Annotated in this window: 20 protein-coding genes; 10 read left to right on the forward strand and 10 right to left on the reverse strand. The window is 71.6% G+C overall.

The annotated features are described in order from the left end of the window. Nucleotides 1-23: 23 nt before the first annotated feature. Both ACSSS0_RS04160 and ACSSS0_RS04165 read right to left on the reverse strand, forming a co-directional pair. A complete protein-coding gene (locus tag ACSSS0_RS04160) occupies nucleotides 24-1,061 on the reverse strand; it encodes a hemolysin family protein (protein WP_487230163.1) in 1,038 nt (345 codons plus the stop codon). Then, nucleotides 1,058-2,446, reverse strand: coding sequence for a hemolysin family protein (locus tag ACSSS0_RS04165; RefSeq protein ID WP_487230164.1), 1,389 nt, complete (start codon nucleotides 2,444-2,446; stop codon nucleotides 1,058-1,060). The genes ACSSS0_RS04160 and ACSSS0_RS04165 overlap by 4 nt, the downstream gene beginning before the upstream one ends. Nucleotides 2,447-2,704: 258 nt before the next feature. On the opposite strand from ACSSS0_RS04165, the gene ACSSS0_RS04170 reads away from it, so the two are divergent. The 5 genes from ACSSS0_RS04170 to ACSSS0_RS04190 all read left to right on the forward strand — a co-directional run bounded on the left by ACSSS0_RS04170 (nucleotide 2,705) and on the right by ACSSS0_RS04190 (nucleotide 9,845). Further along, entirely contained in the window at nucleotides 2,705-3,754 is a 1,050-nt protein-coding gene (locus ACSSS0_RS04170; RefSeq protein ID WP_435985172.1) for an ABC transporter ATP-binding protein, read from the forward strand. Beyond that, on the forward strand, nucleotides 3,751-4,554 hold the full coding sequence (locus ACSSS0_RS04175; RefSeq protein ID WP_435985171.1) for an ABC transporter permease: 804 nt from the start codon (nucleotides 3,751-3,753) through the stop codon (nucleotides 4,552-4,554). The genes ACSSS0_RS04170 and ACSSS0_RS04175 overlap by 4 nt, the downstream gene beginning before the upstream one ends. 157 nt (nucleotides 4,555-4,711) lie before the next feature. After that, a complete protein-coding gene (locus tag ACSSS0_RS04180) occupies nucleotides 4,712-8,626 on the forward strand; it encodes a multifunctional oxoglutarate decarboxylase/oxoglutarate dehydrogenase thiamine pyrophosphate-binding subunit/dihydrolipoyllysine-residue succinyltransferase subunit (protein ID WP_487230165.1) in 3,915 nt (1,304 codons plus the stop codon). Between the two features lie 187 nt (nucleotides 8,627-8,813). Next, nucleotides 8,814-8,990 carry a DUF6104 family protein gene (locus ACSSS0_RS04185; RefSeq protein WP_020142973.1) on the forward strand — a complete coding sequence of 59 codons (177 nt, stop codon included), beginning with the start codon at nucleotides 8,814-8,816 and terminating at the stop codon, nucleotides 8,988-8,990. Between the two features lie 3 nt (nucleotides 8,991-8,993). Then, the gene (locus ACSSS0_RS04190; protein WP_487230166.1) at nucleotides 8,994-9,845 is read left to right on the forward strand and encodes a GDSL-type esterase/lipase family protein; all 852 of its coding nucleotides are present in this window, start codon (nucleotides 8,994-8,996) and stop codon (nucleotides 9,843-9,845) included. On the opposite strand, the gene ACSSS0_RS04195 is transcribed toward ACSSS0_RS04190, so the two are convergent. Further along, nucleotides 9,838-10,275: a hypothetical protein gene (locus ACSSS0_RS04195; protein ID WP_435985168.1), complete on the reverse strand. Its 438-nt coding sequence runs from the start codon at nucleotides 10,273-10,275 to the stop codon at nucleotides 9,838-9,840. The two genes, ACSSS0_RS04190 and ACSSS0_RS04195, sit on opposite strands and share 8 nt — an antisense overlap. A gap of 343 nt (nucleotides 10,276-10,618) precedes the next feature. Between ACSSS0_RS04195 and ACSSS0_RS04200 the strand changes: the two genes are divergently transcribed. Further along, nucleotides 10,619-10,867: a WhiB family transcriptional regulator gene (locus ACSSS0_RS04200; protein WP_020142976.1), complete on the forward strand. Its 249-nt coding sequence runs from the start codon at nucleotides 10,619-10,621 to the stop codon at nucleotides 10,865-10,867. 98 nt (nucleotides 10,868-10,965) lie between these two features. Here ACSSS0_RS04200 and ACSSS0_RS04205 read toward each other — a convergent pair whose 3' ends face one another. Then, the gene (locus ACSSS0_RS04205) at nucleotides 10,966-12,453 is read right to left on the reverse strand and encodes a sensor histidine kinase (protein ID WP_487230167.1); all 1,488 of its coding nucleotides are present in this window, start codon (nucleotides 12,451-12,453) and stop codon (nucleotides 10,966-10,968) included. 90 nt (nucleotides 12,454-12,543) lie between these two features. On the opposite strand from ACSSS0_RS04205, the gene ACSSS0_RS04210 reads away from it, so the two are divergent. Beyond that, on the forward strand, nucleotides 12,544-13,779 hold the full coding sequence (locus ACSSS0_RS04210) for an IS30 family transposase (RefSeq protein WP_487228385.1): 1,236 nt from the start codon (nucleotides 12,544-12,546) through the stop codon (nucleotides 13,777-13,779). A 131-nt stretch (nucleotides 13,780-13,910) separates the two neighbouring features. Here ACSSS0_RS04210 and ACSSS0_RS04215 read toward each other — a convergent pair whose 3' ends face one another. Next, nucleotides 13,911-19,085 carry an NAD-glutamate dehydrogenase gene (locus ACSSS0_RS04215; protein ID WP_487230168.1) on the reverse strand — a complete coding sequence of 1,725 codons (5,175 nt, stop codon included), beginning with the start codon at nucleotides 19,083-19,085 and terminating at the stop codon, nucleotides 13,911-13,913. 236 nt (nucleotides 19,086-19,321) lie between these two features. Here ACSSS0_RS04215 and ACSSS0_RS04220 point away from each other — a divergent pair, with 236 nt between their 5' ends. The 3 genes from ACSSS0_RS04220 to ACSSS0_RS04230 all read left to right on the forward strand — a co-directional run bounded on the left by ACSSS0_RS04220 (nucleotide 19,322) and on the right by ACSSS0_RS04230 (nucleotide 20,712). Next, nucleotides 19,322-19,630, forward strand: coding sequence for a hypothetical protein (locus tag ACSSS0_RS04220; protein WP_435985165.1), 309 nt, complete (start codon nucleotides 19,322-19,324; stop codon nucleotides 19,628-19,630). Further along, nucleotides 19,627-20,118 carry a hypothetical protein gene (locus tag ACSSS0_RS04225; RefSeq protein ID WP_487230169.1) on the forward strand — a complete coding sequence of 164 codons (492 nt, stop codon included), beginning with the start codon at nucleotides 19,627-19,629 and terminating at the stop codon, nucleotides 20,116-20,118. The genes ACSSS0_RS04220 and ACSSS0_RS04225 overlap by 4 nt, the downstream gene beginning before the upstream one ends. A gap of 96 nt (nucleotides 20,119-20,214) precedes the next feature. Then, complete coding sequence (locus ACSSS0_RS04230; protein WP_487230170.1) at nucleotides 20,215-20,712, forward strand: DUF2505 domain-containing protein; 498 nt, start codon at nucleotides 20,215-20,217, stop codon at nucleotides 20,710-20,712. An 86-nt stretch (nucleotides 20,713-20,798) separates the two neighbouring features. Here ACSSS0_RS04230 and pruA read toward each other — a convergent pair whose 3' ends face one another. The 5 genes from pruA to ACSSS0_RS04255 all read right to left on the reverse strand — a co-directional run bounded on the left by pruA (nucleotide 20,799) and on the right by ACSSS0_RS04255 (nucleotide 25,584). Next, the gene (gene pruA, locus ACSSS0_RS04235; RefSeq protein ID WP_487230171.1) at nucleotides 20,799-22,427 is read right to left on the reverse strand and encodes an L-glutamate gamma-semialdehyde dehydrogenase; all 1,629 of its coding nucleotides are present in this window, start codon (nucleotides 22,425-22,427) and stop codon (nucleotides 20,799-20,801) included. Nucleotides 22,428-22,551: 124 nt separating this feature from the next. After that, nucleotides 22,552-22,950, reverse strand: a complete 399-nt coding sequence (locus ACSSS0_RS04240) for a DUF4870 domain-containing protein (protein ID WP_435985161.1) — start codon at nucleotides 22,948-22,950, stop codon at nucleotides 22,552-22,554. A gap of 183 nt (nucleotides 22,951-23,133) precedes the next feature. Then, on the reverse strand, nucleotides 23,134-23,847 hold the full coding sequence (locus tag ACSSS0_RS04245; RefSeq protein WP_435985160.1) for an SGNH/GDSL hydrolase family protein: 714 nt from the start codon (nucleotides 23,845-23,847) through the stop codon (nucleotides 23,134-23,136). Between the two features lie 60 nt (nucleotides 23,848-23,907). Then, nucleotides 23,908-24,837 carry an alpha/beta hydrolase gene (locus tag ACSSS0_RS04250; protein WP_487230172.1) on the reverse strand — a complete coding sequence of 310 codons (930 nt, stop codon included), beginning with the start codon at nucleotides 24,835-24,837 and terminating at the stop codon, nucleotides 23,908-23,910. Nucleotides 24,838-24,981: 144 nt separating this feature from the next. Then, nucleotides 24,982-25,584: a TetR/AcrR family transcriptional regulator gene (locus ACSSS0_RS04255; protein ID WP_435985158.1), complete on the reverse strand. Its 603-nt coding sequence runs from the start codon at nucleotides 25,582-25,584 to the stop codon at nucleotides 24,982-24,984. Between the last annotated feature and the right edge of the window lie 39 nt (nucleotides 25,585-25,623).

The following is a 25,623-nucleotide window of genomic DNA, read 5'->3' on the forward strand; positions in this document are numbered from 1 at the left end:
ACCACCACGACGGTGACGACCCGTCAGCGCTGGGTCGTGTCGGTGACCTCGCCGACGAGCTCCTCGAGGACGTCCTCGAGGAAGACGACCCCTGTCACCACGGCGGCGTCGTCGATGACGCGCGCGAGGTGGGCGCCCGTCAGCTGCATCGTGGCGAGCACGTCCTCGATGTCGTCGTCCTCGCGCACGGTGGCGAGCCGACGGACCCGCTTGGGCGGGATCGGCTGCTCGTGCCGCTCGTCGTCGGCGTAGAGGATGTCCTTGAGGTGCAGGTAGCCGGCGATCTCGCCCGCCGCGTCGCGGACCGGGTAGCGCGAGAAGCCCTGCTTGGCGACGAGGCGCTCGATGTCGGCGGGCGTCGCGCCCAGCTCGACGGTCGTCAGCGAGCGCACGTCGACCGCCACCTCGCGGGCCCGCTTGTCGGAGAACTCGAGCGTCTTGGCCACGAGTCCGTGCCGCTCCTCCTCGATGAGGCCCTCGCGACGGGACTCCCCGACGATGTGGGCCACCTCCTCGACGGTGAACGCCGACGTGATCTCGTCCTTGGGCTCGACCCCGAAGAGGCGCACCAGGGCCTTCGCGATCACCTCCATGGCGTGGATGATCGGGCGCAGGGCGCTCGCGATGACGAACAGCGCCGGCACGAGGACGAGGGCCGCGCGGTCGGGGCCGGCGATCGCGAGGTTCTTCGGGATCATCTCGCCCACGACGACGTGCAGGTAGGACACGATGAGCAGCGCGACCGCGAGGGCCACGCCGCTCGCCCACGCGTCGGAGAGGCCCCAGCCGTGGAAGATCGGCTCGAGCAGGTGGTGCAGCGCCGCCTCGGCGAGGGCACCCAGGCCGACCGAGCACACGGTGATGCCGAGCTGGGCGGTCGCGAGCATCGACCCGAGCCGCTCCAGGGCGAGCAGGCAGGACTGCGCGCGCTTGCTGCCCGCGTCGGCCAGGGGTTCGAGCGTCGAGCGTCGCACCGCCATGGCGGCGAACTCGGCGCCGACGAAGAAGGCGTTGCCGAGCAGCAGGAGGACCGAGACGAGGTAGACCCAGGCGCCGCTCACGACCGCTCCCCCGCGTCCGGGGCGGACGGCATACGACCGGTTCGGTCCGACGACGCGTCAGACGCGTCCGGTCCGCCCGGCGGCAGCGACTCCGGGTCGGGCACGAAGCGCAGCCGGTCGACCCGGCGCCCTTCCATGCCGACGACGTTGATGCGCCAGCCGGGCAGCCGGACGACGTCACCGACGACGGGGACCCGGCCGAGGCTGGTCATGACGAAGCCGCCCATCGTCTCGTAGGTCGACCCGTCCGGGACGTCGGCGTCGAAGGCGTCGCGCACCTCGTCGGGGCGCCACAGCCCCGGCACGGTCCACGACCCGTCGATGAGCTCGCGCCCACCCTGCCGGCTGCGGTCGTGCTCGTCGGAGACCTCGCCGACGATCTCCTCGACGACGTCCTCGAGCGTGACGATGCCCGAGGTGCCGCCGTACTCGTCGACGACGACGGCCATCTGGAAGCCGCCTTCACGCAGCTCGCGCAGGAGCGGGTCGAGGCGGATCGTCTCGGGGACGACGAGGCGGTCGGACATCAGCGCCGACACGGGGACGTCCTTGCGGCGCTCGTGGGGCACGGCCATCGCCTTCTTGACGTGGACGACCCCGTCGATGTCGTCCCAGTCCTCACCGAGGACCGGGAATCGCGAGTGGCCGGTGCGCCGCGACAGGCGCAGCACGTCGTCGGCGGACTCCTCGCGGTGGATGCCGGTGCACCGCACGCGCGGCGTCATGACGTCGTCGGCCGTGCGCTCACCGAAGCCGAGCGACCGCGTCAGCATCCGTGCGGTCGTGACGTCGAGGGTGCCGGCCTCGGCCGAGCGCTGGACGAGGCTCGCGAGCTCCTGCGGCGTCCGGGCGCCCGACAGCTCCTCCTGCGGCTCGATGCCGAGCGCGCGCAGGAAGGCGTTCGCCGAGCCGTTGAGCACGATGATGAGCGGCTTGGCGACGACGGCGAAGACGCGGACGGGCAGCGCCACGACCTTGGCCGTCGCGAGCGGTGCGGAGATGCCGAGGAACTGCGGCAGCAGCTCGCCGAAGACCATCGAGAAGATCGTCGCCAGCAGGAGGGCGAGCGCGCTCGAGACCGCCTCGACCATGCCCGTGCTCAGACCGAGCGCCTCGAGCGGACCGGCGACGAGGACCCCGATCGAGGGCTGCGCGAGGTAGCCGACGACGAGGGTCGTGAGGGTGATCCCGACCTGGGCCGCCGACAGCTGCGTCGAGAGCTGCTTGAGCGACTGGAGCACGACGCGGGCCCGCGAGTCACCCTCGTCGATGGCCCGCTGCACCGTGGGCCGGTCGAGGGCCACGAGGGAGAACTCGGCCGCGACGAAGAGCGCGGTGCCCGCCGTGAGCAGCACGGCGCCCAGGACGAGGAGCCACTCGGTCACGTGCGAACCACCCGTCGGGGCGTGCGTGCGGTGACGTCAGTGGTGACCTGGCTGGTGGCGGGGGTGGTGGCGGGGGTGGCCGGACCCTGGTCGCGGAGGGAGGTCATGGTGCGCCCAACTATAGGGAGACGCGGCGGCCACGGCGGCCCGGACTGCCTGCACCGACCTCCGTGTGGAGGGGGTGTGCGGTGTGGTTGAGTTGGGCCCATCACGGCGGGGGCCGTGGCGCCCGCGCGGGCCGACGGAGGGAGCACGGTGGTGCACGGACGACCGGAGTTCACCGGACGCATCGAGGTGCGCGGGCTGACGAAGCGGTTCGGCTCCTTCACGGCCGTCGACCACCTCGACTTCGACGTCGAGCCCGGCCGCGTGACCGGATTCCTCGGCCCCAACGGCAGCGGCAAGACGACGACCCTGCGCATGCTGCTCGGTCTCGTGCGCGCCACCGACGGCACGGCGACGATCGACGGCCACCGCTACGCCGAGATCCCCAACCCGCTCACGGTCGTCGGGTCCGCGCTCGAGGCGACGAACTTCCACCCCGGCCGCACCGGGCGCAACCACCTGCGCGTCCAGGCCGCCGTCGCCGGCGTGCCCGACTCGCGCGTCGACGAGCTGCTCGAGCTCGTGGGCATCCCCGCGGCCGCGCGCAAGCGGGCCGGCGGCTACTCCATGGGCATGCGCCAGCGGCTCGGCCTCGCCGGCGCCCTGCTCGGCGACCCCCGCGTCATCATTCTCGACGAGCCGGCCAACGGCCTGGACCCCGAGGGCATCCGCTGGCTGCGCGGCTTCCTGCGCCACCTCGCCGACGAGGGCCGCACGCTGCTCATCTCGAGCCACATGCTCTCCGAGGTCGAGCAGACGGTCGACGACGTCGTCATCATCGCCAACGGCCAGCGGGTCGCCCAGGGCACCGTCGCCGAGCTGCGGGGCGAGCCCACGGCATACGTCCGCACGTCCGACCCGGACCGCCTCTCCGAGGCGCTGCGCGGTCGCGGGCTCACGGTCACGCCCAGCGGGCGCGGTCTGCGTGTCACGACCGAGGACCTCGCCGTCGTCGGGGACGTGGCCCACGCCAGCGACGTCGCCATCCACGAGCTGCGCAGCGAGCAGACCCATCTCGAGGAGCTCTTCTTCAACCTCACCGAGAGCGAGGCGCACCGCAACCGCAACCTGGGGCTCGACGCCCCGGCAGGAGGAGGTGTGCCCGCCGACCTCCCGCCGCCGAGCGGGCCCCCCGTCGATCCCGCCCTGCTCGCCGAGCCCACGCCGCCGAGCCCTGCCGACCACGAAGGAGACCCGCGATGACCGCGGCGGTGCGGGCCGAGCTCCGCAAGCTCTTCACGACCCGCCTGTGGTGGGGCATGGCCATCGCCGTGTTCCTCAGCGGCGCGGCGTTCGCCGTGCTCTTCGCGTTCGTCTTCACGAGCGACGCCCTGCAGGGCCCCCAGGCCGCGGCGGCGCCCACGACCGACGTCGCCATCGCCAAGGCCGTCTTCACCGGCGGCCTGCAGGTCGGCTACCTCCTGACGCTGTCGATCGGCGTGCTCACGATCGGCTCGGAGTACCGCCACCAGACGATCACGGCGACCTTCCTGGCGATCCCGCGCCGCGGTCGCGTCATGGCCGCCAAGGTCATCTCGCTGCTCGCGATCGGCGTGCTCTACGGCCTTCTCTCGCTCGCGGGCGCCGTCGGCGCGGGCACCCTCGTGCTCACGTCCAAGGGCATCGCCCCCTTCGCCGACCCGGCCATCTGGCGCACCCTCGCACTCTCGCTGCTCGTGCTGGGCCTCTGGGCCCTCATCGGTCTCGGCGCCGGCATCCTCATCCCCAACCAGGTCGCCGCGCTGCTCATCTCCGTCGCCGTCGCGTGGATCGTCGAGCCCGTGCTCGGTCTCGTGCTCGCCCTGACCGACTGGGGCAAGAGCATCTCGCCGTACCTGCCGAGCCGGGCCACGAGCGCCATGCTCGAGTCGACGAGCGGCGGCTTCGACGGCCAGCCCGTCGACCAGCTCTCCTGGTGGGCGGGCGCGCTCGTGCTCATGGCGTATGCCGCCGTGATGGCCGGTCTCGGCACGTGGCGCACGCTGCGCGCCGACATCAGCTGACGCTCCCCCGGCGTGGCCCCGGCAGACGTGACGAACGCCTCGCGGAACCTCGGGCTCGACATCCGAGCCGCCGTCCGGTATCAGAGCATTCAGGTCTAGGCTTGACCCCTGTATAGGCAACGACGCACCCGAGCCAAACGAAAGAGGCGCATTCGCCGTGTCCGATCAGTCCACGTCCGGTGACCCGATTGCAGCATTCGGGCCGAACGAATGGCTCGTCGACGAGCTCTACCAGCAGTTCCTGACCGACAAGACCTCGGTCGACAAGGCCTGGTGGGGGTTCTTCGAGGACTACCGGCCGGGTGAGGCCGACACGAGCGCGGCCCCGGGCCGCACGGCGACCGCGACCAAGCCGCAGACGACCAGCGCGCCGGCCAACGGGTCCTCGACCAACGGCTCGCCCAACGGCACCTCCGCCCAGGCCCCGTCGCAGAGCCCCGCACCGGCTGCGAAGAGCGCGCCGAAGGTGGCGCCCGCGCCCCCCATGAAGACCCCCGCCGCGCCTGCTGCACCGGCTGCGAAGGCCCAGCCCAAGGCGGAGCCCAAGGCGGAGCCCACGACGGAGGCCAAGGCGGCCCCCAAGGACGAGCCGGCGGCCGAGCCCCCGAAGCCGCGCGACATCCCGGCCGTCAAGGGCACCGGGCCGGTCAACGACGACCAGGTGACCCCGCTGCGCGGCGCGTCCTCGCGCGTCGTGGCCAACATGGAGGTCTCGCTCACCGTCCCGACCGCGACGAGCGTGCGCGCCGTCCCGGCCAAGCTGCTCATCGACAACCGCGTCGTCATCAACAACCACCTCGCCCGTTCGCGCGGGGGCAAGGTGAGCTTCACGCACCTCATCGGCTACGCCATGGTCAAGGCCCTGGCGCTCATGCCCGAGATGAACAACGGCTTCACCGAGAAGGACGGCAAGCCCGCCCTCGTCGTGCCGGCCCACGTCAACTTCGGCCTCGCCATCGACCTGCAGAAGGACGACGGCAGCCGCACGCTCGTCGTGCCCTCCATCAAGTCGGCCGAGGAGATGGACTTCGTCCACTTCTGGACCGCCTACGAGGACGTCGTCCGCAAGGCCCGCGGCAACAAGCTGACCGTCGAGGACTTCCAGGGCACGACGATCTCGCTGACCAACCCGGGCGGCATCGGCACCGTGCACTCGGTCCCGCGCCTCATGAAGGGCCAGGGCGCCATCATCGGCGTCGGCGCCCTCGACTACCCCGCCGAGTGGCAGGGCGCGAGCAACGAGACGCTCAACAAGAACGCCGTGAGCAAGATCCTCACGCTCACCTCGACGTACGACCACCGGATCATCCAGGGCGCCCAGAGCGGCGACTTCCTGCGGGTCATCCACCAGCTGCTCCTCGGCGACAACCGCTTCTACGACGAGATCTTCGAGTCGCTCCGCATCCCCTACGAGCCGATCCGCTGGGTCCAGGACGTCGACTCCTCGCACGACGACGACATCAACAAGGTCGCCCGCGTCCAGGAGCTCATCCACGCCTACCGCGTGCGCGGTCACCTCATGGCCGACACCGACCCGCTCGAGTACAAGCAGCGTCGCCACCACGACCTCGACGTCACGACGCACGGCCTGAGCCTCTGGGACCTCGACCGCACCTTCGCGACCGGCGGCTTCGGCGGCTACCCGTTCCTCAAGCTCCGCAAGATCCTCGGCATCCTGCGTGACTCGTACTGCCGCACCGTCGGCATCGAGTACATGCACATCCAGGACCCCGAGCAGCGCAAGTGGATCCAGAACAAGGTCGAGCGGCCCTACGAGAAGGCCAACCGCGACGAGCAGATGCGGATCATGCGCCGCCTCAACGCCGCCGAGGCCTTCGAGACGTTCCTCCAGACGAAGTTCGTCGGGCAGAAGCGCTTCTCGCTCGAGGGCGGCGAGTCCGTCATCGCCCTGCTCGACCGCATCCTGTGCCGCGCCGCGAGCGAGAACCTCGACGAGGTCTGCATCGGGATGCCGCACCGTGGCCGCCTCAACGTGCTGGCCAACATCGCCGGCAAGTCCTACGGCCAGATCTTCCGCGAGTTCGAGGGCACCCAGGACCCCAAGTCGGTCCAGGGCTCGGGCGACGTGAAGTACCACCTCGGCACCGAGGGCGAGTTCGTCTCCGAGGACGGCAGCAAGACCAAGGTCTACCTCGCCGCCAACCCGAGCCACCTCGAGGCCGTCAACCCGGTGCTCGAGGGCATCGTCCGCGCCAAGCAGGACCGGCTCAACCTCGCCGGCGAGTCCTTCACCGTCCTGCCCGTGCTCATGCACGGCGACGCGGCCTTCGCCGGCCAGGGCGTCGTCGCCGAGACGCTCAACCTCTCGCAGCTGCGCGGCTACCGCACGGGCGGCACGATCCACGTCGTCATCAACAACCAGGTCGGCTTCACGACCTCGCCGAGCAGCTCGCGCTCGTCGGTCTACTCGACCGACGTCGCCCGGATGATCCAGGCGCCGATCTTCCACGTGAACGGTGACGACCCCGAGGCCTGCGTGCGCGTGGCCGAGCTGGCCTACGAGTTCCGCCAGGAGTTCAACAAGGACGTCGTCATCGACCTGGTGTGCTACCGCCGACGCGGTCACAACGAGGGCGACGACCCGTCGATGACGCAGCCGCTCATGTACAACCTCATCGAGGCCAAGCGCTCGGTCCGCAAGCTCTACACCGAGTCGCTCATCGGCCGCGGCGACATCAGCGTCGAGGACGCCGAGGCCGCGCTGCGCGACTACCAGCAGCAGCTCGAGCGCGTCTTCGTCGAGACCCGTGAGGCCAAGAAGGCGCAGGCCGACACGCCGGCGCCGGCCCGTGACCGAGACCGCGACTCCGACGCCCCCGACAACGCCGGCCTCGAGCGCCCGACGGCGCAGGTCCAGGACGACGAGGCACCGGTGCGTTCGGCCACCGAGACGGGCGTCCCGGCCAGCGAGATCGTCCACATCGGCGAGACCTTTGCGAGCCCGCCCGAGGGCTTCACGATCCACCCGAAGCTCAAGCAGCTGATGGACAAGCGGGCCCAGATGGTCCACGAGGGCGGCATCGACTGGCCGATGGCCGAGCTGCTCGCCTTCGGCACCCTCCTCAAGGAGGGCACGCCGATCCGGCTCGCCGGGCAGGACAGCCGCCGCGGCACGTTCGTGCAGCGCCACGCGGTGCTCATCGACAAGAACACCGCGGAGGAGTGGACGCCGCTGCTCTACCTCGGCGAGGGACAGGCCCGCTTCTGGGTCTACGACTCGCTCCTGTCCGAGTACGCCGCGATGGGCTTCGAGTACGGCTACTCCGTCGAGCGTCCCGACGCGCTCGTGCTGTGGGAGGCGCAGTTCGGCGACTTCGGCAACGGCGCGCAGACGATCGTCGACGAGTTCATCTCGAGCTCCGAGCAGAAGTGGGGCCAGCGCAGCTCGGTCGTGCTGCTGCTCCCGCACGGCTACGAGGGCCAGGGTCCCGACCACAGCTCGGCGCGCATCGAGCGATACCTGCAGCTCTGCGCCGAGAACAACATGACGGTCGCCTACCCGTCGACGGCCGCGAGCTACTTCCACCTGCTGCGTCGACAGGCCTACGCCCGTCCTCGCACCCCGCTCGTCGTCTTCACGCCGAAGTCGATGCTGCGCAGCAAGGCGGCGGCCAGCCCCGTCGAGGCCTTCACGCAGGGTGGCTTCCAGCCGGTCCTGGCCGACCACGAGGGCGTCACCAAGGACGTCACGCGGGTGCTCTTCGCCAGCGGCAAGATCGTCCACGAGCTCGACGCCGAGCGCGAGAAGCGCGGCGACACCTCGACGGCCGTCATCCGGGTCGAGCAGCTCTACCCCATCCCCGAGCAGGAGATCGTCGACGTCGCCGCGAAGTACCCCGGTGCCGAGCTCGTGTGGGTCCAGGACGAGCCGCGCAACCAGGGCGCGTGGCCGCTCATGGCCCAGTGGCTCCACGAGGACCTCTGCGACCTGGGCGAGACCCGGCCGTGGCGCGTCGTGGCCCGCAAGGCTGCGGCCTCCCCGGCCACCGGCTCGTCGAAGAAGCACGCGGCCGAGCAGGCCGAGCTCATGGAGCGCGCATTCGGGCGCTGAGCCCACCTGCCCGCGCTCGACCGCAGACCGAGCACCCGAGGGACCCCGCCACGACGGCGGGGTCCCTCGCCGCATCCCCCGCGAGACGGCATACGCACGCTGTCGTCGTCGCCTCGGGAGGCGCCGATGTGCCCGGTCCTCGGCCCGCCTCCGCAAGCCCCACCCCGGCACGCGATAACCTCCCCACGTGTACTTCACCGACAGGGGCATCGAGGAGCTCGCGGCGCGCCGCGGCGAGGACGAGGTCACCATCGAGTGGCTCGCCGAGCAGCTGCGCACGTTCGTCGACCTCAACCCCGAGTTCGAGGTGCCGGTCGAGCGACTCGCGACGTGGCTCGCCCGGCTGGACGACGACGAGGACTGAGCAGTGAGCGACCGCAGCGACAGGGCCGAGACGCACGCCGACGCGCCGAGGGAGCCCTACGGCGTGGGCCCGGCCTACCCCTCGTCCCACACCCAGTTCACCACCGACGCCCCGGGGCGGTATGCCGCCGCGCCCGCTCCCGAGCCCGCCGCGCCCACCGCACCTGCCGCCGCCGCGCCTGCGGCCTCCCAGGCCGCCCCTGCCGACGCCCCTACGGACGACCCGTACTACGCCCCGAGCGCCGAGTTCACCGTCGCGGAGGGGATCCGTGACGTCGGCATGGTCTTCGTCGGCGCCTCGATGACGGCCGGCTACGGCGACCCCAAGGGCCTGGGTTGGGTCGGGCGCGTCGTGGCCCGCACGCAGCACCCCGACCTCGACCTCACGGCCTACAACCTCGGCGTGCGCGGCAACACCTCCGGCGACGTCGTGGCCCGCTGGAGCGCCGAGTGCCACCCGCGCTGGAAGGGCCGCGCCGAGCGCCGTCTCGTGCTCAGCGTGGGCACCGGCGACCTCCTGTCGGGCATGACGATGGCCCGCTCCCGGCTCAACCTCGCCAACGTCCTCGACGAGGCGACCAACGCGGGGATCGGCGTCTTCGTCGTCGGCCTGACGCCGACGCTCGACGACGAGATGAACCGCAAGATCGAGGCGCTCGCCGAGGCCCAGGCCGACGTGTGCTCACGACGCGGCATCACCTACGTGGACTGCTACCGCCCGCTCGCCACCCACGATCAGTGGATGGCCGACCTCGCCGCGAGCCCGGACCGCGCGCACCCCGGGCAGGCGGGCTACGGCCTCATCGCCTGGCTCGTGCTCCACAACGGCTGGAACGACTGGCTCTCGCTCAGCTGACGACGTCGGTGTCGCGCTCGCCGTCGGGACCCTCGGGGCCCTCGTCGGCCCGGCGCCCCGGTGCCGACACGGCGGCGACGATGCTCGCCACCGCGACGAGCCCCACGGCCAGGGCCACGGGCGTGCGGTCCGACTCGTGCAGCGACCACGCGACGGGCAGCAGGAGCGCGTTCCAGAGCACGGTGGGCGTGCGCGGCCAGTCGGCGGCGCGGGCCCAGCCCCGGGCGAGCGCGAGCAGGCCGAGCCCGAAGACGAGGATCAGCGCGCCGGAGGTCGCCGCCCGCGTGACGTCGTCTGTGGCGCCCGTCACCATCTCGTAGACGTAGAAGCCGGCGAAGCCGAGGACTGCGAGGGCCTCGAGGAGCGTGAGCAGCCCTGCGGCACGGTGGGATCCGTGCACCTGGCGGCTCGGGGAGGTCGATTCGGTCACCTCGTCAGCCTAGCGATCCGGCTGTCCCGGGCCGTCGCGGCGGGTCGCGGGCCCCACCGACCGCCCGGAGGTATGGAACTGGGAGCCGTCTGCCGATAGACTCAATCCTTGGTGTGATCCGCGCCCAAGGCGTTGAACACGGACATGGTTGCTGGTCACACTGGATCATGGCCCTCAACGCGTACGGAACAACTTCGTGCGCGTTTCCGTTGGTCAGGGGGTCATCCCCCCGCACGACGACACCATGACTTGGCTCCGACAACGACGCTGGCGCCCCGAGCACATGCACCGCCCGACACCCGGCGTCGGTGCCAACCGAGATACATGAAGGAGCACGATCCACATGGATTGGCGCGACCGCGCTGCCTGCCTGGAGGCCGATCCGGAGCTGTTCTTCCCCATCGGGAACACCGGCCCGGCCATCCTGCAGATCGAGGAGGCGAAGGCTGTGTGCCGGACCTGTCCGGTCATGGACACCTGCCTCAAGTGGGCCCTCGAGACCGGCCAGGATGCCGGCGTGTGGGGCGGCCTCTCCGAGGACGAGCGCCGAGCCCTGAAGCGCCGCAACGCGCGGGCCCGCCGCGCAGGCTGAGCCCCCGCACGACCATCGTCGTCGAGCCCGGTGACCCTCTCAGGTCGCCGGGCTTTTGGCTGCCCGCGTATGCCGTCCCCTGACGGCCGCGGCCACGCTCAGGAGATCGGGCGCAGGCTCGCGGTGAACCGGGCCCGGGTGCCGTGCGGCACGACGGCCTCCCAGGAGATGCGGCCCTGGAGGTCACTGACGAGCGACTGGACGATCTGGGTCCCGAGGCCCGAGCCCGGCCGGCGCGCGGGGTCGATCCCCTTGCCGTCGTCCTCGACCGAGACGACGACCATCTGCTGACCGCGCTCGTCCGACTGCCGCTCGATGAAGATGCGGACCTCTCCCCCGGCGTCGCCGAGACCGTGCTCGATGGCGTTCTGGACGAGCTCGCTCATGATCATCGCGAGGGACGTCGCGTCCTCGGCCCGCAGGCGCCCGAACGAGCCCTGCGTGACGGTGTGGACGGGCGCGCCGTTCGCCGAGACCTCGACGACGGCGTTGAGGCCGCGCTGGGCGATCGTGTCGAACTCGACGGTCTCGTCGAAGCCCTGGCTCAGCTGGTCGTGCACCATGGCGATGGTCCCGACCCGACGCTCGGCCTCGGCGAGCGCGATCTTGGCCTCGCCGTCGGGGAGCCGGCGCGACTGGAGACGCAGCAGGGCGGCGACGGACTGGAGGTTGTTCTTGACCCGGTGGTGGATCTCGCGGATCGTCGCGTCCTTCGTCATCAGCTCACGCTCGCGCCGGCGCAGCTCACCGACGTCGCGCATGAGCACGATCGCGCCGAACCGCTGCCCGGCCTCGGTGAGCGGGATGGCGCGCATGGAGACGGTCGTGCCGCCCGCGACGACCTCGGTGCGCCAGGGCTGTCGGCCGGTGACGACGAGCGGCAGCCCCTCGTCGACGGGGTAGGACTCACGGACGTTGTCGGTGACGATCTGGGCCAGGCTCGCCCCGACCACCTCGCCGAGGTGCCCGAGGCGGTGCAGGGCGGAGACGGCGTTCGGGCTCGCGTAGGTGACGATGCCGTCGACGTCGAGCCGGATGACGCCGTCGCCGACGCGCGGCGCACCACGCCGCAGGCCCGTCGGGGCGCCGCTGTGCGGGAACTCGCCCCCGGTGACCATGCGGCACAGGGCGTCGGCCGTGGCGAGGTAGGTCAGCTCGAGGCGGCTGGGCGTGCGAGTCGTCCAGAGGTTCGTGTGGCGGGTCAGGACGGCGACGACGTGACCGCCGCGGACGACGGGGATGTACTCCTCGCGCACCGACTGGTCGGCTCCGTGCTCGTGGGGGACGACGACCTGGCGGACCCGCAGGATGCGCTGCTCGGCGGCGGCCTCGTCGAGCAGGTCCCGGGTGCGGCCGGGATCGGCGATGCGGCCCACCTGGTCCTCGACGAAGACGAGCTGGCCCGTCGTCGGACGCACGTGCGCGACCGCCTCCCAGCGGTCGCTGATCGACCGGACCCAGAGCACGAGGTCGGCGAACGAGAGGTCGGCGACGAGCTGCCAGTCACCGACGAGCAGCTGCAGCCACTCGACGTCGTGGTCGGGCAGGTTCGTCCGGCCGCGCAGGAGCTCGCTCAGGGTTGCCACGTCTCGAGCCTAGTGAGCCGGCCTGCTCGTCCGTCGAGTGGGCGGTCTCAGATCGTCTGCGCAACACGGATGTCGTGTGGAGGCGGGACGATGGCTGGTGGACTGAGGAGGTATTCGCTATCTCAGCGGGAGCAGGCGTTGGGGCTGCTCGAGCAGGGGCTGTCGGGGCTGGAGGTCGCCCGGCAGGTCGGGGTGGACCGGTTCGCGGTGGCCCGGTGGGCCAAGGTGGCCGGCATGAGGATGCGGATCGGACCGGTCGGTGGGATGGTCAACCCGACCTTGGCGGCGCCGTCGGTGCGCGGTGACTTCACCGACCCGCGGGGCCGGTTGACCGAGGCCGGTCGGGGCCTGATCGCGCTGCGGCTGCGTGAGGGCCGGTGCCCGGCCCGGATCGCGGCCGAGCTGGGCGTGCACCGCTCGAGCGTGACCCGGGAGCTGCACCGCAACCGCGTCGCCGGGGTGTACTCGGTGCGGGTCGCGCAGGCCCGCACCCGCGCCAACCGGGCCCGTCCCCAGCCGCGGAAGCTGGACCGGCCCGAGCACGCCGCGCTACGCGCGGTCGTCCTGCACGGGTTGACCTCGCACTGGTCCCCGCAGCAGATCCAGGGCGAGCTGGTCCTGCGCTTCCCGGACGATGAGTCCATGCGGATCTGTCACGAAACTCTCTACCAGGCCCTCTACGTGCAGGGCCGCGGCAGCCTGCGCGCCGAGCTGGCCCGGGAGAAGGCGCTGCGCAGCGGGCGCACCTCGCGGGTGCCGGCCTCGAAGCTGGCCGCCCGGCCCCGGGGGAAGTCCTGGGTCGGGGACGCCGCGATCACCGCCCGCCCGGCCGAAGCGGCCGACCGCGCCGTTCCCGGGCACTGGGAAGGCGACCTGGTCATCGGCGCCCGCGGCTCCAGCGCCGTGATCACGCTGGTCGAGCGGGCCACCCGGTACCTGATGCTCGCGCGGCTGCCGGGCCGGCGCGACGCTGCCACCGTCACCGACCGGCTCACCACGATGATCACCACGCTCCCGGCCCACCTGGCCAAGACCCTGACCTGGGACCAAGGCGCCGAACTGGCCGACCACGCCCGGTTCACCGTCGCCACCGACTGCACGGTCTACTTCTGCGACCCGCACTCGCCCTGGCAGCGCGGCACCAACGAGAACACCAACGGCCTGATCCGCGAGTTCTTCCCCAAAGGCACCGACTTCACCACCGTCCCCGACGAGGAGATCACCCGCGTCGAGCAGCTGCTCAACACCCGGCCCCGAGCCACCCTCGGCTTCCAGACCCCCGCCTCTAAACTCAACGAACTACTCACCGTTGCGCACACGCCCTGAAACCGCCGTGCCCTCGTCCCAGTCGAGTGAGCGCCCCGCACCAGTGAGCGCCCCGTCCCACCTGCCGCGTGACAGGTGGGACGACGCGCTCACGCGTGTGGGGTCAGCCGCTCACTCGACGAGGCGGTGCGTCAGCTGCGGGTCTCCGCGGCTACTCGAGCTGCCCGGGCGCGCGCCGCCTGCTTCGTCGCCGGCGCCTTCTTGCTGGCCGCCGTCTTGGTCGCGGGCTGCTTGACCTCGAGCTTCGGCGCCGCCTTCCTCGTAGCGGTCTTCTTCGCGGTCTTCGTCGCCGCCTTCTTCGTCGTCGCCTTCACGGCGGCCTTCCTGGTGGCGGCCTTGCTGGTGGCGGCCTTCTTCGTCGCGGCCTGCTTCGTCAGGGCGGGCTGGTCCGAGGAGGCCGTCGGGGCGGGAGCGGGAGCACCCGAGGAGGCCGGCTTCGTCACGGTGCGCAGGGTGCGCAGGGCGACCGAGAGTGCCGCGATGCCGGCGTGGCTCATCCGCTCGATCCCGCCCAGCGCGGCCCGCGCCCGACCGAGCGCGTCGGCGTTGAGCTCGGACCACTCGGCGAGCCGGGCGACGGCGTCGTGCCGCGGGTTGCTCACCTCGAGCACCGACCGGGTCAGGCTCTCGAGGACGGCGTAGAGGTCGTCGCGCAGCGCACCGCGGGCCATGGCGTCCCAGCGGTCGTCGCGCGGCAACATCGTGACCCGCGTCAGCATCGCGTCGATCGAGAACGTCTCGGAGGTCAGGAAGTAGACCCCGACGACGTCGTCGAGCTTCTCACCGGTGTCCTCGGCGATCTCGATGCAGTCGAGCAGCGAGTAGAGGTCGAGCAGCGAGGCCGCGGACAGCGCGAGCTCTTCCGGCACGCCCTTGCCCTCGAGCTCGCGGGCCCGCCGCTGCAGGCGGGTGCGCTCGCTGCCCTGGAGCAGCTCGGCGATGCGGCCGGAGAAGGCCTCGATGCCGGGGCGGAAGCGAGCCACCTCGGCCGCGATGTCGAGCGTCGCGGGACGCGAGGTGAGGAACCAGCGCACCGAGCGGTCGATGAGCCGGCGGAACTCGAGGTAGAGCGCCGTCTGCGCCCCGGTGCTCACGACGTTGTCGGTGGCCTCCACGCCCCGCACGAAGCCGGCGAGGTCGAACACCTCACGGCAGACGACGTACGCGCGGGCGACCTGCTCGGGGGTGGCGCCGGTCTCCTCCCCCGCCCGGTAGGCGAAGGTGATGCCGCCACGGTTGACCATGGAGTTGGCCACCGAGTTCGTGATGATCTCGCGGCGCAGCGGGTGGGCGGCGATCTCGTCGGCGTACTTGCTCCGCAACGGCTTCGGGAAGTACTCGGCGAGGGTCGACTCGAACCACGGGTCGTCGGGCAGGGCCGTCGTGATGAGCTGGTTCTTGAGGTAGAGCTTCGCGTAGGCGACGAGCACCGAGAACTCCGGGGACACGAGGCCCAGCCCGTCCTTCTGGCGGCGCGCGATCTCGGCGTCGCTCGGGAGGAACTCGAGCGAGCGGTCGAGGTCGCCGTTGGCCTCGAGGAACTGGATGAGGCGCTCGTGCACGCCGAGCATCGCGTGCTGCTGCGCGCGGGCGTTGCCGAGGAGGACGTTCTGCTCGTAGTTGTCGCGCAGCACCTGCTCGGCGACCTCGTCGGTCATCGAGGCGAGGAGCGTGTTGCGGCGCTTCGTCGTCAGCTCGCCGGAGCGGGTCAGCTCGGTGAGCAGGATCTTGATGTTGACCTCGTGGTCGGAGGTGTCGACGCCGGCGCTGTTGTCGATGGCGTCGGTGTTGATCCGGACGCCCGCCAGCGCGGCCTCGATGCGACCGAGCTGGCTCGCCCCGAGGTTGCCTCCCTCGCCGACGACCTTGCAGCGCAGGTCACTGCCGTTGACGCGGATGGCGTCGTTGGCACGGTCGCCGATCTCCGAGTTGGTCTCGGCGGCGGCCTTGACGTAGGTGCCGATGCCGCCGTTCCACAGCAGGTCGACCGGCGCGAGCAGGATCGCCTTCATGAGCTCGGCCGGCGTCATCGACTTCGTGCCCGAGCGCAGCCCGAGGGCCGCGACCATCTCGGGGCTCACCGGCACCGACTTGGCCGAGCGCGGGAAGATGCCGCCGCCCTTGCTGATGAGCGTCTCGTCGTAGTCGGCCCACGACGAGCCCGGCAGGTCGAACATCCGCCGGCGCTCGGCATACGAGGTGGCGGCGTCCGGGGAGGGGTCGACGAAGATGTGCCGGTGGTCGAAGGCCGCGAGCAGGCGGATGTGCTCGGACAGGAGCATGCCGTTGCCGAAGACGTCGCCGCTCATGTCGCCGACGCCGACGACGGTGAACTCCTGGGTCTGGGTGTCGACGCCGATCTCGCGGAAGTGGCGCTTGACCGACTCCCACGCGCCCCGCGCCGTGATGCCCATGCCCTTGTGGTCGTAGCCGGCCGAGCCGCCCGACGCGAAGGCGTCGTCGAGCCAGAAGCCGTAGTCGGCCGAGAGGCCGTTGGCGATGTCGGAGAACTTCGCGGTGCCCTTGTCGGCGGCGACGACGAGGTAGGTGTCGTCCTCGTCGTGGCGCACGACCCGGTGGGGCGGCACGGCCGCGCCCGAGACGAGGTTGTCGGTGAGGTCGAGCAGCCCGGAGATGAAGAGCTTGTAGGACGCGATGCCCTCGTCCATCCAGGCCGCGCGGTCGACAGAGGGGTCGGGCAGCTGCTTGGCGTAGAAGCCACCCTTGCTGCCGGTCGGCACGATGACGGCGTTCTTGACCATCTGCGCCTTGACGAGACCGAGGACCTCGGTGCGGAAGTCCTCGCGTCGGTCGGACCAGCGCAGGCCGCCGCGGGCGACCTTGCCGAAGCGCAGGTGGACGCCCTCGACCCGGGGGCTGTAGACCCAGATCTCGAACATCGGTCGCGGGGCCGGCAGGTCGGGGACCTTCTTGGGGTTGAGCTTGAGCGAGACGTACGACTTGTCGCGGCCGTTGTCGTCGGGCTGGTAGAAGTTCGTGCGCAGGCTCGCCTGGATGACCCCGAGCAGGGCTCGCACGATGCGGTCGTGGTCGAGGCTCGCGACGTCGTCGAGCGCCTCCTTGATGCGCGTGACGACCTGCTTCTGGCGCGACGCGCGCTTGTCGTGGCCAGCCTCGGTCTCGGGGAAGGCGTCGGGGTCGAAGCGCGCCTCGAAGAGCTCGACGAGGCTCCGGGCGATGCCGGTGTTGGCGGCGAGCGCCGACTCGACGTAGTCCTGCGAGAACGTCGAGCCGGTCTGGCGGAGGTACTTCGCCACGGTGCGCAGGATGACCACCTGGCGCCACGTGAGGCCGGCGGCGAGCACGAGCGCGTTGAAGCCGTCGGACTCGGCCCGGCCGTCCCAGACGGCCCGGAAGGCCTCCTCGAAGCGCTCGCGGACGTCGGCCGAGAGGGCAGCGTCGCCGGACCCCCACGTGCGGGCGTCGGCGCACAGGCCGAAGTCGAAGATGTGCAGCGTGCGGCCGTCGGGACCCGGCACCTCGTAGGGGCGCTCGTCGGTCACCTCGACACCGAGGTGGGTGAAGAGCGGCAGCACCTGCGTCAGGGACAGGTCGGCGCGGCGGTAGAGCTTGAAGCGCCGCTCGCGCGGGTCGTCGGAGGCGGGGTCGTCGTAGAGGTGCAGGCCGGTCGTGCGGTCGCCGTCGCCGAGCGCGTCGATCCGGTCGAGGTCCTCGACCGCCGTCTCGACGCCGAAGTCCTCCTTGTACGCCTCGGGCAGGGCCTTGGCGTACGCCGCCATCGTCCGTGCCGCCCCTTCGAGGCCACGCGCCTGGCCGAGCGCCTCGGAGAGGTCCTCGTCCCACGTGCGGGTCGCGTCGATGACGCGCTTCTCGAGGTCGGCCTCGTCGATGTCGGGGATGTCGGTGCCCGTTGGCATGCGCACCACGAAGTGGAGGCGCGCGAGCGTCGACTCGCTGACGCGGGTCGTGTTGTCGATGTTCTCGCCGCCGAAGGCCTCGAGCAGGATCGCCTCGATGCGCAGGCGGACCGTCGTGTTGTAGCGGTCGCGCGGGAGGTAGACGAGGCACGAGACGAAGCGGCCGAACTCGTCGCGGCGCAGGAAGAGCTTGGTCTTGCGGCGCTCCTGCAGGTGCAGCACGCTCGTCGCGATCTCGGCCAGCTGCGCGGAGCTCGTCTGGAAGAGCTCGTCCCGCGGGTAGGTCTCGAGGATCTGGAGGATGTCCTTGCCCGAGTGGCTGTCGGCGCTGAGCCCGGTGAGGCGCAGCACCTCCTGGGCGCGCACGTCGAGCAGCGGGATGTCGTGGATCGTGTCGTTGTAGGCGGCCGAGGCGTAGAGGCCGAGGAAGCGCTGCTCGCCGACGCACTCACCGCGGGCGTCGAAGCGCTTGACCGAGATGTAGTCGAGGTAGACGTCGCGGTGGACCGTCGCGCGCGAGTTGGCCTTGGTGATGATGAGGATCGTGGAGTCGCGAGCTGCTCGGCTGGCTGCCGGCGTGAGCACGAGTCCCTTTCCGGCAGAAGGCCGGTCGTAGCGCAGGAGGCCGAGACCGGTGCCGGGCACCTGGCGCGAGACGTCCTTGCCGTTCTCGTTCGAGAGGGAGTACTCGCGGTAGCCGAGGAAGGTGAAGTTGTTGTGCGCGAGCCACTCGAGGAAGCGGCTGGCCTCACGCGCCTGGTGCGGGTCGGTGCCGGGCGGCGTCGCCGAGCGGAGCTCGCTGGCGATGGTCAGCGCGTGCGCGCGCATCTTGGGCCAGTCCTCGACGGAGTCGCGGACGTTCTCGAGGACGTGGCGCAGTCGGGCCTCGACGTCGGGCAGGGCGTCGGCCGGCAGGCGGTCGATCTCGAGGTGCATCCACGACTCGCGGACGAGACCGAGCGAGCTCGACCGGACGGTCGTCGAGCCGTCGGTGATGACCGACTTGAGCTCGCCGGTGATGGTGCGCGACACCGTCATCTGCGGGTGCACGATGAGGTGCACGCCTCGGTCGAAGCCGCCGAGCGCAGCGACGACGGAGTCGACGAGGAACGGCATGTCGTCGACGACGATCTGGACGACCGAGTGCCCGGTGGACCAGCCCTCGTCGTCGGCCGTCGGGTTGAAGACGCGCACGTTGAACGTGCCGTCCTGGCGCTCCTCGGCGAAGGCGCGGTGCTCGGTGGCGATCGTCGCGAGCTCACGCGCCGGGCGGGCCAGGAGGTCCTCGGTCGCGACGAGGCGGTAGTAGGCGAGGAGGAACTCCTCGAGATCGCGGGAGGCCGCCTGGCCGGATCGGCCTCGACCCCGTCGAGGGGGAGGCGCCACGGCCGCGGCAGCGGCCTTCATGACGTCGATTCGAGTCTGTTCGAGTGACGCTGACATGCGGTCGTCGGATTCCTCACCGTGTGGCCCGTACGGCGACACGTCGTTGTGCCGCCCATCTCACCATGTGAGCCTATCCCCGTCGGCGTCCGAGCCCGAACCACCCCCGCCGGACACTCCGCCGCTGGGACGCGAGTGACGGACGGGACAGCCGGTGGAGAACTCCGGGCGCCGGTCCGGGCAGTCCCTAGAGTGGTGCCATGACCGAGGGGAGCCGGGTGGCGGGCGCTGCGGACCCTGCGACGCTCCGGGCCCTCGCCGCCGGCAGGTCGACGACGCGCGCTCTCTCCGACGACCTGCTGACGCACCTGCCCGACCTCGGCGACCTCCCGACGCAGCGCGCGCTCGACACGTGGGTCGAGCAGGCCGCCGACACCCTCAGGGCCCTCTCGGAGGCGCTGGAGGAGCGGCTGCTCGACCTCGGCGCCCCGGGGCGGCCGCACGAGGGCGCCGACGACCGCACCTCGGGAGCCGCCGGACCGCCCACGCAGGCGGGTGACGCCCGGTGAGCCTCTCCCCCGGAGACCCCGGGTCGACGTCGGCGCTCGGCGGGGCACTGCGCACCCAGGCGCACCAGCTCGCCGACCTCGTCGTCGACCTCGATGCGGCCGCGCGTCGGGCGGGTCGCACCGGGGCGCCCGACCCCACCGGGCACGAGCGAGACCTCGTGACCCGAGCCGCCACCGAGCTCGACCGCGTCGGCGGCCTCCTCCAGTCGTGGACCACGACCGCCGTCGAGTCGGCAGCGCGCGTCCGTGCCCTCGAGCCGGCCCTGAGGCGCTGCGACCTCGTCATCGACGGCCGGCTCGTCGTCGAGCGCTCGGGACCGAGCCGCGTCGAACCGGGCGAGCGCCTCGCCGAGCGCGACCGGCTCCAGGAGCTGCTCAACCGCGTGAGCGCGGTGCGCTCGCGCGAGCTGGCCCGCCTCCGCCGGGAGCTCGAGGCGTCCGGCACGACACTCGCGGCCCTGTCCGACCGCGCCCGGTCGGGTCCCTGACCTGCACCCCGGTGTCCGGACGGCTGAACCGGTGGGACGGCACACGGACGGCACGCGTCCTCGGGGTCCGGTGGGTGGTGCAATACCGTGTCGGCCATGAAGATCTCCGAGACGATCACGTATGCCGCCCCGCCCGAGACGGTCTACGCCATGGTCACCGACGTGGCCTTCCAGGAGCGCAAGTGCGTCGAGGCCCACGCCCACCGGCACGAGGCCGCGGTCAGCCCGGCGGGTGACGGCGCCCGCGTCGTCACCAAGCGCGACCTGCCGGCGGACGACCTCCCCGACTTCGCGAAGTCGATCGTGGGCTCGACCCTCTCGGTGACGGAGACCTACGAGTGGGGTGCCACTGCCGCTGACGGCACGCGCACCGGCACCCTCACGGTCGAGGTGGCAGGCGCCCCGGTCGCGATGCGGTCGACGATCCGGCTCGCCCCGGCCGGTGGCGGCACGCAGATCACCATCGACGGCGACCTCAAGGCGTCGATCCCGCTCTTCGGCGGCAAGGTCGAGAAGGCGGCCGCGCCGGCCGTCATCGACGCGATCCGCAGCGAGCAGCGCACCGGCAACGCGTGGCTCTCCGAGCGCGCCTGATCCCGACACCGGGCACCCGGACCCGACAAGCCGCTGGGCCCGCCTCCTGACGGAGACGGGCCCAGCGGCATACGTGCTCGGGACGGTCAGCCCATGTGCGGGTAGGTGTGGTCGGTCGGCGGGACGAAGGTCTCCTTGATCGAGCGGACGCTCGTCCAGCGCAGCAGGTTCTGTGCGGCGCCCGCCTTGTCGTTCGTGCCGGACGCGCGGCCGCCACCGAACGGCTGCTGGCCGACGACGGCGCCGGTCGGCTTGTCGTTGACGTAGAAGTTGCCGGCGGCGAAGCGCAGGCGCTTCGTGGCGTCGGCGATGACGCGACGGTCCTGGGCGATGATCGAGCCGGTGAGGCCGAACGGCGCGAAGCGCTCCATCTGGTCGAGCACCGCGTCGTACTGCGCGTCGGGGTAGACGTGGACCGACAGGATCGGGCCGAAGTACTCGGTGCGGAACGACTCGTCGGTGGCGTCCTTGATCTCGAGGACCGTCGGCCGCACGAAGTAGCCGACCGAGTCGTCGTAGGTGCCGCCGGCCACGACGTCGATGCCCTTGGTCGCATGGGCCCGGTCGATGGCGTCCTTGTGCTTCGCGAACGCGCGGTCGTCGATGACGGCACCCATGAAGTTGGACAGGTCGGTGACGTCGCCCTGCGTCAGGCCGTTCGTGATGTCGACGAGGTCGCCCTTGATCTGCTTCCACACCGAGGCCGGGACGTAGGCGCGCGAGGCGGCCGAGCACTTCTGGCCCTGGAACTCGAAGGCGCCCCGGATCATCGCGGTGCGCAGGACGGCCGGGTCGGCGCTCGGGTGGGCCAGGATGAAGTCCTTGCCGCCGGTCTCGCCGACGAGGCGCGGGTAGGTGCGGTAGCGGTCGAGGTTGGTGCCGACCTCCTGCCAGAGGTGCTTGAACGTCGGCGTCGAGCCGGTGAAGTGGATGCCGGCGAGGTCCTCGTCGCGCAGCGCGGCCTTGCTGACGTTGATGCCGTCGCCGGTCACCATGTTGATGACGCCCGGGGGCATGCCGGCCTCCTCGAGCAGCTCCATCGTCAGCTGCGCGGCGAGCTGCTGGGTGGGGCTCGGCTTCCACACGACGGTGTTGCCCATGAGCGCCGGGGCGGTCGGCAGGTTGCCGGCGATCGCGGTGAAGTTGAACGGCGTGATGGCGTAGACGAAGCCCTCGAGCGAGCGGTAGTCGGAGCGGTTCCAGATGCCCTTGGCGTTGAGCGGCGGCTGCTGCTCGAGGATCTGGCGGGCGAAGTGCACGTTGATGCGCCAGAAGTCGATGAGCTCGCACGCGGCGTCGATCTCGGCCTGGTAGGCGGTCTTGCTCTGCCCGAGCATCGTCGCCGCGTTGAGCCGGGCGCGCCACGGACCGGAGAGCAGCTCGGCGGCCTTGAGGAGGATGGCGGCACGGTCGTCGAAGGAGAGCTCGCGCCACATCGGGGCAGCGGCCTTGGCGGCGTCGACGGCGGCCTGGCCCTCCTTGACGGTGGCGTTGCGCAGGGTACCGAGGACCTTGCGGTGCGCGTGCGGCTGGCGGACGGCGATCGTGCGACCGGTGCCGGTGACGCGCTCGCCGTTGATCGTGTGGGGCAGCTCGGTCTGGGCCGACCCGAGCTCGGCGAGGGCGACCTCGAGCGCGGCTCGCTCGGGCGAGCCCGGCGCGTAGTCGAGCACCGGCTCGTTGGCCGGTGCGGGCACGTGGGTCACGGCGTCCATCAAGTTCTCCTGCGGTTGGCACGGGGTCTCGCCCGGTGCAGGCGAGCGGGGTGGCCCGCCTCGTGGGCGGGGCCACCCCATCGTTCCATGCCTCCCGCGGTGCCCGTCAGTGCCGCCTCCGTGCTCAGTGCAGGACGGGGATGCTCCACGGGTAGCGGAAGGACTCGCCGCGGCTCGCCGCCATCGCCGCCCGGATGTGGAACCACAGCGCGGCCACGACGGCGACGATCCACACGATGATGGCGACCGGGATGAGGATCACCGTGAAGAGCATGACCCAGCCGACGATGATCGCGGCCCAGACGGCGAGGTTGAAGTTGAAGGAGTCGGCCGCGGCCTTGCGGACGAAGGCGCTGCGGTCCTTGTAGACGGCCCAGATGAGCAGCGGGCCGACGAAGCTGAGCCAGCCGACCGAGATGACGGCGGCGACGATGGCGGCGAGGTGGCCGAGGACGGCCCACGTGCGCTCGTCGCTCGTCGGGGTCAGGGACTGGCCGGACGGGTTGGGGATCGGTTGTGTCATGACCCCATGGTGTCGTGACCGTGGCCCGTTCCGCTGCTGGGGAGCGCCCTGACCGGACCCTGACCCACCCCTGACCCGCGATGACCGGCGTCGGGGTGGGGTCAGGGGTCCTGACGGGGGGTCAGGGGGGTGACGGCGGCGCCGAAGGTTGTGCGGGGGGTGGCTGCACCGTCGGCCGGAGGGTCAGGCGTGGGCGCCCACGGTGTCGTCGACGACGAGGGAGCAGACCTCGCTCGTCGAGTCGGCGATGTCGATGGTCGACAGGAGGGTCAGGGCGAGCTCGTGGTGCCCTCGCGCGCCGGGGTGGAAGGTGTCGTCGAGCCAGCCGGCGGGGGCCACGTCCTCACCGGCGGCGGACGCGGCCGACTCCCACGCGGCGGCGTGGTCGACGACGAGGACCCCGAGGTCGCGTGCGACCTCGCGCACCGCCTCGGCGTAGAGCGCGATGAGGCGAGGGCCGCGACCACCGTCCTCGAGCACCGGCGGCGGCGTCTGGAGCACGACGGTGGCGCCGACGTCTCGGGAGCGCTGGACGATCTGGTCGAGGCGGTAGCGGAAGGCGCGCACCCCGTCGTCGCCCGCCAGGATGTCGTTGGTGCCGAACATCACGAAGACCACGTCGGGCGCGAAACGCCCTGCACGCCAGTGGAACTCGGGCAGGAGGTCCTCCGTCGTGGCGCCCGACACTCCGGAGTTGATGACGGCGTCACCACGCCGACCGAGCTCGCCGCGGACGCGCTCGGCGAAGTGCTCGACGTAGCCGCGGTGGCCGTGCGTGTGCACGACACCCTGCGTGATGCTGTCGCCGAGGAAGACCCACGTCACGGGTGGTCCCGAGAGGATCTCGCGGAGGCGGTCGGCATCGCGGCGGGCGTACTCGTCAGCGGTGAAGTCCATCCGCGCAACGTAACAAGGGATGACGCGCCCGCGACTCCCCCGGACCAGCACGTGGGACGGTCAGGCCGCCCCGGCGCGGGCCTCGGCGGCGGCGGCCGAGCCGGCGTCGGCGGCCTCGCCCGGCCATGGCTGGGGTCGGTCGTCGCCGTGCAGGCTGGCCTCCACCGGCAGGCGGTCGACGAAGCGGGCGACGGCTCCCCCGACCGCGGCGTCCGCGAGCACCCGGCGGTGCCCGAGCCCGGCGGTGGAGAGCAGCGCCGCGCCCGGCCACGCCTGCACGAGGCGGACCGACGGCGCGTGCGGCACCTCCCGGTCGAGCAGGTCGTGGACGACGAGCAGCTCGGGCCGCTCGTGCAGCTCGAGGGCGGTCGCGATCGTCACGAGGTCGAGATCGTCGGGCGCGTAGCCGGTGCGGCGTCGGACACGCTCGACGAGCCGCTGCGTCGTCCGTTCGCCCAGCCCCAGCTCGCTCCGGAGGTGGACGAGGAGATCGGGTATGCCGCTCGGCGGGGCGACGAGCACGAGCCGCTCTGCGGCGACCCAGCCGTCACGGATCGCCAGGAGCGTGGACAGCGCGCCCATCGAGTGCGCGACGACGGCCCGGGCGGGCCCGAAGCGTGCGGCGACGGCGTCGAGGGAGCGACCGAGCTCGACGGCGTCGGAGGAGTCGGCGCCGTGGACACCGGGGTCCGAGCGACCGTGGCTGAGGCCGTCGAAGGCGACGACCTGCAGGCCCCGGTCGAGCAGGGGTGTGACGAGCGGCGTCAGCTGCTCGAGCGTCCCGCCCCAGCCGTGCACGAGGTAGACGACCGGTCCCTCGCCCCACACCCAGCCCCGCACGGCGTACCCGCGCAGGCCGACCTCGAAGGCCGAGCCGAGCAGCTCACCGATCGGCGGGGCCCCGGCGGCCGCGTCAGCCGAGGGGCGGGCCGTCGGCAGCCGGAACCAGAGGCGTTCGGCGACTCGCGCTCCGAGAGGGGGTGCGAGCACCTCGGCCGCGCGGAAGACCGCCGGGCAGGCGCGACGTTGAATAAACCGATCGTTCGTGCTTTTCTGCGGAGATGGGCTGACCATGACTCCTCCTCGGGTTTGCGGGTGGGACTGGCGGTCCGGACGGACCAGGCGTGTGGGTGGTCAGGCCGACCGGGCGGCGGGGCGGCAGTCGTCGACGAGCCGGTCGAAGGCGCGGCGCGCGCGCTCCTCGGCCCGACCATCGCGCATCAGCCGGCGCGCGTGGTGGTGCGCGAGCACGATGCCCTCGAGCTCGTAGGCGAACTGCTCGGCGTCGACGTCGTCGCGAAAGTGCCCCTCACTGACGGCGGTGCCGACGATGAGGGTCAGCGACTCGAGCTTGTCGCGCTCGGCACGCACGAGCTCGTCACGCACCGGGCCCTCCTGGTCGTCGAACTCGCTTGCTGCATCGACGAAGATGCAGCCGCCGTCGAAGGCCGTGGACTGCCACGTGATCCAGCGGTCGAAGAACTCGCGCACGCGCGGCTCACCCCGGGGAGCGGCCACGGTCGGGCGCATGACGACGTCGGTGAACCGGTCGCGGGCGTGCTGGAGCACCTCGACCTGCAGCGCCTCCTTGGACGCGAAGTGCGCATAGAGCCCGCTCTTGCTCAGCTTCGTCGCCGCGGCGAGCGTGCCGATGGTCAGGCCTCCGAGCCCGACGAGCGACGCGAGCCCCGTCGCCTCGTCGAGGATGGCCGTCCTCGTGTCGTCACCCTTGCTCATGTGACCATAAAAGCACGATCGTTCGGTCGTGACAAGAGG

This window comes from Terrabacter sp. R4-6 (assembly GCF_057529065.1).